The 439-nt window shown below is 49.9% G+C and carries 2 protein-coding genes; one reads left to right on the top strand and one right to left on the bottom strand.

Translation table 11 applies throughout. From position 1 onward, the window contains the following. The coding region (locus ACU8YC_RS27980) for a hypothetical protein (RefSeq protein WP_446896391.1) at positions 1–209 on the bottom strand (209 nt) is incomplete at its 3' end. A 40-nt stretch (positions 210–249) separates the two neighbouring features. Between ACU8YC_RS27980 and ACU8YC_RS27975 the strand changes: the two genes are divergently transcribed. Continuing rightward, the coding region (locus ACU8YC_RS27975) for a helix-turn-helix domain-containing protein (protein ID WP_446896390.1) at positions 250–439 on the top strand (190 nt) is incomplete at its 3' end.

The following is a 439-nucleotide window of genomic DNA, read 5'->3' as shown; positions in this document are numbered from 1 at the left end:
ATTTGCCGGATCTTCGGAGCCTTTTGCAGGTCCACGACAACAGACTCCGCAGTCGGCACAAAAATGACAGCACCAACCTGGGTTGATTTACGATTGAGAGGCAGGACGACGGGCTGCAACGGCAGCAGATTTGCGGACCAGCGCTGATTGTTAGCTCCAGTGCTATAAGACGGTAACTCACCATTAGCATGGTCCGCTCCACCCAACATGTTGTTTCCTTAAGGTTCTCACACCAGAAAGAACAGCAACATGCAGAGCAGAGAGGACTTTTACATGATAAAGCAAATGCGCCAGCAGGGTGCGTACATTGTAGATATTGCGACTCAAGTGGGTTGCTCTGAACGGACTGTCAGACGCTATCTCAAATACCCTGACCCGCCAGCCAGAAAGACCCGCCACAAAATGGTTAAGCTGAAACCATTTATGGATTACATCGACA

The organism is Citrobacter sp. VF227, assembly GCF_052950715.1.
Note: the sequence above shows the minus strand (reverse complement) of the source record. Positions and strands in the feature narration are given on the sequence as shown.